The 10,632-nt window shown below is 50.5% G+C and carries 7 protein-coding genes and 1 pseudogene; 2 read left to right on the forward strand and 6 right to left on the reverse strand.

What is annotated here, in order from left to right; all coding sequences use genetic code 11:
- Window positions 1–175 precede the first annotated feature (175 nt).
- From AS151_RS22510 to AS151_RS09065, 3 genes are all read right to left on the reverse strand, one after another.
- Window positions 176–613 carry a hypothetical protein gene (locus AS151_RS22510; protein WP_139240588.1) on the reverse strand — a complete coding sequence of 146 codons (438 nt, stop codon included), beginning with the start codon at window positions 611–613 and terminating at the stop codon, window positions 176–178.
- Window positions 614–863: 250 nt separating this feature from the next.
- A complete protein-coding gene (locus AS151_RS09060) occupies window positions 864–2,132 on the reverse strand; it encodes an NAD(P)/FAD-dependent oxidoreductase (protein ID WP_071516726.1) in 1,269 nt (422 codons plus the stop codon).
- A 16-nt stretch (window positions 2,133–2,148) separates the two neighbouring features.
- Window positions 2,149–4,254, reverse strand: coding sequence for a protein phosphatase 2C domain-containing protein (locus AS151_RS09065; protein ID WP_071516727.1), 2,106 nt, complete (start codon window positions 4,252–4,254; stop codon window positions 2,149–2,151).
- A 250-nt stretch (window positions 4,255–4,504) separates the two neighbouring features.
- Here AS151_RS09065 and AS151_RS22060 point away from each other — a divergent pair, with 250 nt between their 5' ends.
- A complete protein-coding gene (locus tag AS151_RS22060) occupies window positions 4,505–4,648 on the forward strand; it encodes a hypothetical protein (RefSeq protein ID WP_170861356.1) in 144 nt (47 codons plus the stop codon).
- 75 nt (window positions 4,649–4,723) lie between these two features.
- On the opposite strand, the gene AS151_RS09070 is transcribed toward AS151_RS22060, so the two are convergent.
- On the reverse strand, window positions 4,724–5,008 hold the full coding sequence (locus tag AS151_RS09070; RefSeq protein WP_071516728.1) for a hypothetical protein: 285 nt from the start codon (window positions 5,006–5,008) through the stop codon (window positions 4,724–4,726).
- A 162-nt stretch (window positions 5,009–5,170) separates the two neighbouring features.
- On the opposite strand from AS151_RS09070, the gene AS151_RS09075 reads away from it, so the two are divergent.
- Window positions 5,171–5,929, forward strand: a complete 759-nt coding sequence (locus AS151_RS09075; protein WP_071516729.1) for a class I SAM-dependent methyltransferase — start codon at window positions 5,171–5,173, stop codon at window positions 5,927–5,929.
- Between the two features lie 192 nt (window positions 5,930–6,121).
- On the opposite strand, the gene AS151_RS09080 is transcribed toward AS151_RS09075, so the two are convergent.
- On the reverse strand, window positions 6,122–10,246 hold the full coding sequence (locus AS151_RS09080; protein ID WP_071516730.1) for a hypothetical protein: 4,125 nt from the start codon (window positions 10,244–10,246) through the stop codon (window positions 6,122–6,124).
- Window positions 10,247–10,543: 297 nt separating this feature from the next.
- Window positions 10,544–10,632 (reverse strand): annotated as a pseudogene (locus tag AS151_RS20730) (RRXRR domain-containing protein); the annotation flags it as partial.

The following is a 10,632-nucleotide window of genomic DNA, read 5'->3' on the forward strand; positions in this document are numbered from 1 at the left end:
ACAGATATCGAGAGCAGCTAAGATTGAATATTACTGGATTTGGTTGCTTATGCAGCTATCGTGTTTTCATTAGAGATGCAAATATATAATGCAATTGGTAGGGGCGGTTCGCGAACTACAGGGTTTCCAAATTTCTAAATATATTCCGTTTATATTTGAGGTGAAATTACTATATTTAATTATTGTTAAGCAATTTTCTCGTTAATGTTCTGACGATTGGCAAATGGTAAATCGTTTCTACAGGCACAAATATATTTGTTTGCGATTCCAATCTAATGAAGATACTGGAATTTTCTACAATTTCCTTTTCTATAGGTGAATTTTTTGCTATACTTAAATAGATAATGGAAATATTGAAAATTTTCAAATTAAACGAAATATTCCCATTATCTAGTAATATACCCCAAAACCGCAAGCAAGTCAAGCCCCCTTGTCCCAAAAAAATTTTTTTATTATCGGACAAGGGAAATTCTCCAAAAACGCAATCCAGAAAAAAATCCCCCAAGAGTATTTTGGGGGCAAAGAAAATTCCCAAAAAGGAGGGGGAATTGATAAGGAGGGAGGGAGGAAGGTCTTCATCGACCGCTACCGCGATGGGAAGACATTTCTTCATTGCTGTTGGAGGGATTAACCTCACCAGCAAAAGCTTGGTTTTCGGTTTCTCCAATAACAGGAAAAGAGGAATTTGTGTAGATAGCGACTGGGTTCAAAGGTAAAAATAACAAGCTCCAAAGAAAAGCAGTGAAGTAGGAAGTCATATCAGAAAGCCTCGCAAAGTTCTATCCTGTGATTCGTGTTGTTGAGGCGACTATCAGGATAAATTTGTAATGGCGAGGCATCGGGTGTGGAAAAATAAAGAGAAGCTAGGTTTGCGATCGCGTTGTCTGTGCCATGGCGCATCCTGCCAGCCAAGCGGTGGTCCAAGCACTTTGAAAGTTAAAGCCGCCGGTGACAGCGTCGATATCTAGGATTTCACCAGCGAAGTAAAGATGCTGGCAGCAGCGACTTTCCATGGTTTTAAAATCTACTTCTTTTAACGAGACACCGCCACAGGTGACAAATTCTTCTTTAAAGACCCCCTTGCCAGTAATTTGATATTGACTTTGGATTAAAGCTTGCTGCAAGCGTTGGATTTCTTTATTGGAGATTTGGGACCAGCGTTTGGATAAATCAATATTTAGGGAAGCTAGCAGATACTGCCACAAGCGTTTGGGTAAACCAAAAGGACACCAAGAAGCGATCGCTTTCCGTGGCGATTGCGATCGCAACTGCTGCATAGTTTCCTTGATATGTTCCGGATTTTCTTTCGGTAGCCAATTCACCCGCAAAGGCGTTTTATAGTTACAATCGTGTAGAAACCTAGCTCCCCAAGCAGAGAGTTTCAACACAGCTGGTCCTGACAATCCCCAGTGAACGACGAGCAAAGGTCCGGTTTGCTTGAGTTTGCCTTGGGGAAGCTGTACCTGTACCGGATCGATGGTAATCCCTGCCAATGCATGCAAATCCGGGTCGTCAATATTGAAAGTAAACAAAGAAGGAACCGGCGGTTGGATTTGATGTCCTAGAGATTTGGCGAGTTCGTAACCTTGACGGCTGCTACCAGTCGCCAGCAAAACGCGATCGGCAAGTAAGGTTTCTCCGGATTTGGTGGTAACGGCGAACTGTTCCCCTTTTGGCGCGATGGTGCCTACCGCACCGGTCCTTCGGACCATCGCGGTAACCTTGGTACGAGTACGTAAAGTAACGCCAGCCGCTTCAGCCGTATCTAGCAAACATCTGGCAATGGTTTCCGAATTATCCGTGGTGGGGAACATGCGTCCGTCGGCTTCGGTTTTTAACTCGATGCCAGCCTGGCGGAACCATTCCACCGTATCCTGGGGTTGAAATCGCGCAAACGGACCGCGCAAAGCTTTGGACCCTCGGGGATAGTTTTGTGCCAATTGTGCCGGATCGAAACAAGCGTGGGTGACATTGCAACGACCTCCCCCAGAGATGCGCACTTTGGTTAAAAATTTGGAACTCGCCTCCAAAAGCGTCACTTGTGCTTGGGGATTGGTACGCGCACAAGCGATCGCACCGAAAAAGCCGGCAGCACCGCCGCCAACGACAATAACTTGCAAAGGGTCTGACATAGCTGTTTCTCGATCGTTACGGCTGCGGCGAAGAAGGGGAAGAGAGAGAATCTTCATTTTGCTCGCGCTCTCCCAGAATGCGCGTATCTATCCAATTTTGGAACGGTTTTACCTGTGCGTATGCCACCACCCCCAAAATCAACAGCAAAATCACCACCAACAAAGGCAAAAGCGGTGCCGGACGTTTCATGGTTTCTTGCCGTTGCGGTTTGATGGTGGGTTCGCAGGGGTTGTTGTTGTCTGACGAATTGTTCCCCTTGGCATTGGGTTCCGTATCGGCATCGGGGTCCACATCCAGATCGGGTTCGGGAGGTGCCAGTTCGGTAGTGGAAGCGGGGTGGCTGCCTTGGACTTGCTTTTGCACCGTAGCATTGTACCCCTTCTTGGCTTCGGAATGTTGGAGTTCTGCTGGGTCGGCAGCTGTGGGTGAAGTGGGAGAGTTTTTGGGAGAACCAACTTCTGCCACTGGCTGTAGGTCAGGGATGCTGTTTAACTGCTCCAGCAAGCGATCGCCGAGGAGTTGGTCCACTTGAAAGTCAGAAGCGTTTGCCTGACAAGCCAACACAGAAACCGTAACGTTATCGTGACCGTTTTGAAAATTGGAAATTTGAATCAAATGGTCCACAGCGGTTTTGGGGTCTACTTTGCCTTCCAAAACCGGCAGCAATTCCGACTCCCAATACTCCTCAACCAAATCGTTATCGCTCAGACCGTCGGAACACAGCAGAAAAACGCAGTCTTCATCCAGAATTAACCGCTGGATGGTGGGATGCAACACCCGTACGGAATTGGTGCCCAAAGCTTGAACCAAAGCCCCAGAAGACATTTGCCGCAGGGCATGGCGGTACAGGCAGTATCCCAAACGTACGTCTCTAGAGGCTACATCGTCATCGAGGGTAATTTGATAGCAGCGCTGCCGGGTAATGAGATAGGCACGACTATCGCCCACGTGAGTAATGTTGACCTCGTGACCGTGGACCAAAGCCATCACCAATGTAGTACCCATACGCTGCCTGCCGCGCCGGTGTTCGCTGTTGTTCCGTTCGCCGATGAGGTTGTTGGCTTCGCAAACGGCATCGTGGATTTGTTGGTTGTAGGTGGCGATGGATTCGTTGGTTTGTTCGTAGGGGGGCAACTGTTTCATGCGATCGCCAATGGTATCGATGGCGATGTGGGAAGCAATATCTCCCCCTGCATGGCCGCCAATTCCATCGCAGACAATGGTAATAGCAGCTTCCGGCTGGTCGAGGAAACTGCCGTTGGGTGGATAGCAAGCATCCTCGTTGCGCTGGCGGCTGGGTCCGGTATCGGTACTGGCAGCAACGGAAATTTGGCGGGAAGTGGTATCGGCAAACGGACTGCAAAAGGGGATAGCCCGGTCTAAAACGGCAACCAACTGTTCGGCGTTGGTGATGCGACCTTGTTGCAAATCTTGGGCAAGTTGTTCTAGAAATGGACGCACCACCGGCTGGGCATACTCGCTCCAAGCCGACCAAACACGACCCAAATCCACCAGATGAACGGGGGAATCGGAACTTTGCAGTTCCAACAAGCGCACAATGGAACCTTCCACCCGCAGGAGGTTTTCGTCAATCAGGCTGGCAGCCACGCCCTCCCTACGAAATGGGATCCATAACTGGGCAATTTGCCAGAGCCAGTTGAGCTGGCGCAGAGGCGTCGCCTCCCCAAAGGCATCCACCAAACGCGGCATGAGGTCCGAGCGAGAAGCGGCAAAAGGCGTAGGTTCCACATTGCGAATCCCGATGGGGGCTTCTTCCAGCAGCCAAATTTTTTCTTTTCCCACACTAATGCATCCGAAGACTTGCGGAACGTGCAAGCGATAGGGGAACAAACGCAGGTAGGCGGCAATGTCGTTGTTAAAGCGATCGGGAAGTTCCGGTAACAGCCCTGGCTTGGTATCTAGCACAATTTGTTCGCTTTTGAGCCAATAACGCTTGCCAATGAGGCTGCCAGGTTCGTAGTTGGCGATCGCTTTGCCAATAGCCCATAAGTAGCGTTTGGGCAAAGACATGCCGCATTTTTGGCAAAAGTTATCCGTTACCGGATTGGCAAACTGGCAAGATTGATTGGGGCACTGAATGGTTGCCGCATCATGTTCCATGAAATTTCCTCGCGCCTTGCAGCCGTTTTTTCAATCTCCTCGATGGTACCTACCACACCGGCCCTTCGGACCATCGGATGACCATCCCATGGAGGGGAGATACCTATTTCTGGATTGTAGCCTAGCCACGTCTGTAGCGTTGGTTGCGATTGTCCTGTTCTTGGAGAAGTTTCGCAACAATTTTTCTAAGTGGGTGCTTTGGTTGTCCTATAGCTATCCTAGTGGAGCGAGACGCAAAAGAAAGAAAAAAATGGAATGGCAGGAAACTGTTGCCGGCGAACCAAGTGGGCGAATTTTGCCGGTTTGGCGATATCTCTATGGAATTTTTCCAGGTTGGGCGATGGCTAAAAAAAATTTTAAAAAATCTCAAAAATCAATCGGGGAACATCAATGAAAAAACCGCCCCAGGTGGCGGAGGGTTTGCAAACCGGTCAAAATTACGCCAGCGGTCGTTAAGAATGGCTGGTTTCTAGGCTTTGGCTAGCAAGGTTTCGGCGATTTGTTGCCATTCGTCGGTTAAAGAAGCTTTGGATTCGGAACGGCCGCTGCGACCGTACCAGTAACGCGCGTTGCCAATGTCTCCTTCTTCGCGGTGGAGATAGGCATGAACCCAGGCGCTGTCAGCATCGCCGGCGTTTTGTACAATTTCGTGGGCGGTATGCCAGTTTTGCTGTTTGTCGTACCACAGTGCTTGCAGGGCTGGAGATAGCGATTTGGGACATTGCGACATTTGCAGGAATTCTTCTAAAGTCATACGCCAAGTGTTTATCTGTACGTATCTACCTGCAATTCATCCTATGACCGATCGTAGTTCATTGCGATCGCCAATGCTAGAGGTGGACACCCCTACCATTTGCGATGGGGGACCTCCATCCGGTATGGTTGTCTCGATTGGTTCAAAAGTGGAATTGTGGTAATGAGTAACGAATCTCGGGTCAAAACGGAAGAGAAGAAACAGCATTTCGATGATATTTATATGGAATCGACGCCCGTTCCGTTTAAGGAGCGGATTATCGATGCTTTAGACTATATTTCGGACAATAACAACCGAGAAACGTTCGACCGTCTCATTCTCCCTTGGTGCGAGCAGCAACAGGGCAGAAAAATTCCCTATCTCGATTTGGCTTGCTGTTTTGGGAATACCACCCTCGCGATCGCCCACAATATGACGGTGGATGAAATTCGCCAAAATTGGCAGGATACTGAATCGGCGAAGCAACCCCTTAAATCCCGCCGCCTCAACCTGCAAACCACGGGTATCGATATTTCGGAAAATGCTCTCAATTACGCCCGAAATGCCGGGATTTTTGACCGTACGATTCAAGCTGATTTAAACCAACCATCGCCCGAGAAAAAGGAAGAGGTTCTCCAAGCTATGGGAGAGGCGGATATTCTGGTTTCGACGGCGGCTTTGGTTTATTTAGAAGCAAGTGCCATCGATGAGTTGATTTCTACTTTTGCAGGAGCGCCGCGGGAAGGGTATTGTCTGGTGAATTTCCTCAATCCCTTTGGTTTGGAAAAGGCAGATGCTACCAAACGCATTCTCCTGAAACATCTGGATTTTGTGGGCAGCACTGCTACCCGCCACCGCTTGCTTTCCGATTTGGAACGGGAAAATTATCCCGGTGAGGAGTGGTCGCTGCTGGAAATTTGGGTTTTGAAACGGAACGGATAATTGTTCTTATGCTATTTCTTAAAAGTCTGCAGAAAATAAATTGAAGCATTTTTTTAGGGGCGTAACGCGTGAGCGCCCCTAAAAGAGCAATTAGAAAATCCCAGGAAATTATTGTTTTTTTTAGAAAATAGTCTCCATAAAAATCTGCTTTGAGTGGGTTGGGTATGGTGCCCTCGCTAGATTAAGAAATAATTATTCCCACTCTTCCAACTCATTGAGCTTACTTCTTACCAAAGCTGCGACACCGCGGGAAGACTCAAACGAAGCAGCCATCCAGATCAAAAATAGTCCGATTAATGTTAACAAAGCCCAAAGCCCGAAATTATACTTGCTAGCAAACATCCAGAGATGGCGAAAAACTTGAATAACAAATACCAAACCACCGACATACAGGTAGGCACGTACTCTCGTTACCAAACCACTTAAAATTAAAGCAATACCAATACCAATAACAAATAACCCCGTAAGGAAATCGCCACCAAATTGGTACAAAGCCCGGAAACCAAATATGCCGCTAGCCAGACAGCGCAACCAGTGGCGGGATTCTTGGTAGCTGGTGGATTGTAGGGCTGGGTCCACTTGAGCAACATACAGTAAAGAAGCACTGGCAAGGCCCAAATACCATAAAAGTTCCTCAACACCTTGCCCGAGAAAGATTCGCAAAACCGCCACATCCGCCAAAATAACCCCAATATAGCTAATGCGCGTACGTTGGGTTGTTTGCGCTAGCCAAACGTAAAATCCTGCCACCACCAACAAAGCAATGTTTGAGGGGAATCCTACGAACGTTACCACAGCTAGAGATGCCAGAGGCGCGATCGCACCGATCCGCTGGGCGGGTTTTGGCGACCATCCCCAGGCTTGCCAGTTGGAAGCATACAGGCGGGTGGATAGCACCGTAGCAACCACCCCTGAAAGGGTTAGCAATAGGAACGGGGGCAAAACCAACCATAACAAATAAGCGATCGCCGCAATTGCTTGCAAAAACCCCAAATAAGTCCAAAGTTCCCGCCGTCGGAAAAGGCGCGCTGGTGCATCTGCCTGCGGAAGGCGACCCTGCCAAATGGCGTAACCAGCCAAAACCATGACCACCGCGATCGAAATCCACGCACCCACCGTGGTTGCCCGAGAAGAAATTCCCCAACCCAACAAAATCGTACTGCCCAACCAGTGAATCTGGGAAAGCCCCCGCCATTGGGATTCGTTCAGCCCCAAATAAGGTCGTATCCAACGACCCAACAAAGGATACGCCCAAGCGATCGCCGCCCCCAGGGCAGCAAGAATTGCCAAACCATCGCCAAAAGCCCCCTCACCCTCGCGAGACATGGCATACAGCAAACCTTGGTAAGCAGCAATGGAAACCCCCAACATACCTGCATACCCCCACCACTTCCATCGCCCAGAACGTCGTCTACCCACACCCACCAACACCAAAGCCATGCCCAAAGCAAACCATCCCGAGGTAGCTTGGATATTCCACGGTTGCGACAGATACCAACCACCAATGGCATACATGGGGGGAATCATATGCCAGCTGGGATAGGGAATCGGCTGCCGAGTATAGCGGCACCACCCATCGCCTCCCAATTGGGTAAACAAGCCCAAAGCAATATTGGTGACCGCAAGGGGGATGGTCGAAGGGGCAACAAACAGCAACAAACTAGCCACTAGCACTTCCACCGCCCAAGCCAGGCGGAAAAATGTAAACCGTTCAACACTTTGGGATACGCGAAACGTAGATGCCAGGGTCGCGATCGCCCCAGCAAGGGCAATATTCCACTTCGGTTCCACCAATCCTGGGGTAACAAAAAACAAAACGCAGTAAAAACTAAGCAAAGCCAGCAAAATCCCAGATAGCAAAGCCGCCCAGGTATCGAGAACACCGATATAAGTGCTAGAAAGACTAGCAGTGGGCAACGCAGTGGAATGGTTGGTGGTAGCCAGCAAGCCATAGCGCACTCCCCACAAAACCAGCAACACCACCCCAGTTGCAACCAACCAATCTTCAAATTGGGCAGTGGTGGGAAAATACTGCCAAAAACTCGTTGCCGCCAGGGCAAGAAAGAAAGCAATATTCATTGCTGCCGCCGATTCGCACTGCCAGGCAATGGAAGCCTTACCCGAAGTACGGGTGGGGAGTTTTTGTTGGATTTGCCAGGTATTCACCCAAGATAAAATAGCCGCGATCGCCCATCCCAATCCGCCAATCCAAGAATGGTTGAACAGCAAGACCTGCCAAGCCACCAAAGCCGCCACGCTTAGCCAGGCAGAGCGAGACATACGTTCGGCATTGCGGGCAGTTTTCTGACTTTGAGCAACGCCAGTCAACCCCAAAGGCACGACAATCCATGCCAGGTGAACTTGGGTGTCACCATGGAGAAAATTGAACAGATAGCTGCTCGCCGCCAGTGCAATTCCTACATACCAGGCACTGCGGGCAATGTAGGGCAATTGCAGCCAAGACAAAAACAGTGGGCGCTTCCGCCGAGGGCGACCGAGATGTCGGGATAAGCCGGCAACCACCACCAGCAACCATTCCGCCAGACTACCGCCCAAAAATATTAGCGACCAACTGGGAATGGAGAGGGGGGCAAAACCGGTGTAAATGGCAGCCGCGATCGCAGCGACCAGCAATCCGTGACTGAGATTGACCACAGCCAGATTGGAGGTGGGTAAGTGCGGCTGGCGGGGTCTGGGTCTTCCTCCCATGTAAACCAGCACCGTTACAGCGGAAGCACTGAGGTTGAGCGTGCGTATGGTGGGATTGGAAAAGCTTGCCAGGGCAACCAACCCGCCAAATCCCAAAGCCAGCCATTCCGTGTAGCGAATCAATCGCCGCGGCTGCCAGGGCACCCCTTGTTGCTGGCAGCGATGCAACCACCAAGCCAATCCCAATAGCAACCAAATGCTGGGAAACCATCCCATGCCCAAGCGTTCGTAGAGGGGGGCTTGTTCTCCGGCAAGCCGCGACGATACGGAAACGCCGATTTGCTGGATTGGCGGGGGAATAGAGCGCCCGGCAAGTAGGTATGCCTGCAACATCACGGTGACTGCAGCCAACCACTCGCGCTGGCTGCCGTAGCGGTAGAGGCGATCGCACAGCAACCGCAATCCCAACAGACTGACGAGCAATGCCTGCCAGGGGATGGTGGCAAATACCGAAACCCCCCATCCCAAAAACAACAGGGCAATGCCAGCTAGTTGCAGGGGTTGGCGATACTGCAGCGATCGCGCTTCTTCGACCGACTCGGGGCGACGCCAGCACAGCAAAAACCCGCAAATGCCAAAAGCCAGCCCCAGTTGGGCAATGGGTAAACTTTCGGCAAATACCACCCTTGCTAGAATCGAAAAGACCGTAGCTCCCCAAATGATGCTAATGATGGTGGGGAAAGGAAAGCGATCGCCAGTCGTAGCGGTTGTCGGCGATGGCAGGGGTGGGCGATGGGATTGATAGGTAAAGAAAAGTATTGCCGTGCCGATGGTGCTGGCATAGGCGACCAACAGGGGCATCCCCGGTAGGTTCCATCCCCAGTGCAGCAGGCTGATGCCCAGGGTAATACCCATAGCTTGACGCGATTGCAGGGGAGTTTTGGTATACGCGATCGCTGCAAAGCTCCCCACCGCAATTGTCGTTGTTCCCCAACTAACAGGGGTTTGCCAGCCCACCAACACATCTAGCGCCCAAAAATTCACCGGCAGCAATAACAGGGTAGCCAACTCCAACATGTTGGCGGTCAAACGTAGGTTGGCTTGTTTTTGCGACCACCCTTGCACGCGAAAAAAAACCAGGGTATACAGCCACAAAATCCCGTATTGCCCCCACGCTGGTAGCACTTGCCATACCTGGGCTGCCAGCAACCCAGAGCCAACGATGGCGCTAAAAATTCCCAACAGCAACAACCCAAAAACGCTCAGTTCGTCACCCAAGGATTGCGCTACGTCTGCCGCACGGTAAAAGGTGGTCGTTTTGAGGTTATTGGCTAAATTCCCCACCCTCGCCATCAGAGAAGGGGATGGGGAAGCCGTGGCTGGGGGGAACGCTAATGTGGTTGGCTGGGGAGGAATGGGTAGCTGACAGACTAGATATTGGGTGCAAATGTGCTGGATTTGTTCCTCGCTCAGCCATCCCTGCTGCAACAACACATCCAATCCCCGCAGCAGCTCTGGATGTTGGCTGTCTACAGACAATTCCACTTCCAAATGGCTCGCCTGCAGCAAACCGAGACGTTGCCATGTTGCCAATCCTTCCAGCATTTCCGCTGTGAGGTGGGTGGTGTTTAGGTTGATGGGAATACGCTGTGGCGATCGCCCAGACATTCAAATACCCACTAAGTCTTAGCCAAGGAAAAAACGATCGAACCGTGGCAATAGCTATTCAAAATATACTGTATATACTTTCTCCCCCCAAACCCCTGAAAACAAGTTGGGGGTCAGCGATCGATAGCGCGTTGGTTTTCCAAACGGTTTTCAAAATGGTTTCAATAAAATCTTGTTTTTGGCAAGAAAGGATAGTAAATAGCAAAATGTCTGTATTTCGCTGGGCAACGAAGGAAGCGTCGCAAGAGATGGGAACTTGGGAACCGGCGATCGCCTTGAGAAGTTCTGCTACTTCCTAATAGTGGGAGGGAGCCCACCTTTTGGGCGTCTTCGGTTGAGAAAGCGAGGTGGGCGATACCGCGTTTTACGGTTTCTGCGTCCTCGGC

The organism is Geitlerinema sp. PCC 9228 (assembly GCF_001870905.1).
In the GTDB taxonomy this organism is placed as follows: Bacteria; Cyanobacteriota; Cyanobacteriia; order Cyanobacteriales; family PCC-9228; genus PCC-9228.

What these genes read in the sequence shown, in the direction of transcription:
- AS151_RS22510 (WP_139240588.1), bottom strand. Translation starts at nt 613, where the DNA reads ATGAAGAAATGTCTTCCCATCGCGGTAGCGGTCGATGAAGACCTTCCT.
- AS151_RS09060 (WP_071516726.1), bottom strand. Translation starts at nt 2,132, where the DNA reads ATGTCAGACCCTTTGCAAGTTATTGTCGTTGGCGGCGGTGCTGCCGGC.
- AS151_RS09065 (WP_071516727.1), bottom strand. Translation starts at nt 4,254, where the DNA reads ATGGAACATGATGCGGCAACCATTCAGTGCCCCAATCAATCTTGCCAG.
- AS151_RS22060 (WP_170861356.1), top strand. Translation starts at nt 4,505, where the DNA reads ATGGAATGGCAGGAAACTGTTGCCGGCGAACCAAGTGGGCGAATTTTG.
- AS151_RS09070 (WP_071516728.1), bottom strand. Translation starts at nt 5,008, where the DNA reads ATGACTTTAGAAGAATTCCTGCAAATGTCGCAATGTCCCAAATCGCTA.
- AS151_RS09075 (WP_071516729.1), top strand. Translation starts at nt 5,171, where the DNA reads ATGAGTAACGAATCTCGGGTCAAAACGGAAGAGAAGAAACAGCATTTC.
- AS151_RS09080 (WP_071516730.1), bottom strand. Translation starts at nt 10,246, where the DNA reads ATGTCTGGGCGATCGCCACAGCGTATTCCCATCAACCTAAACACCACC.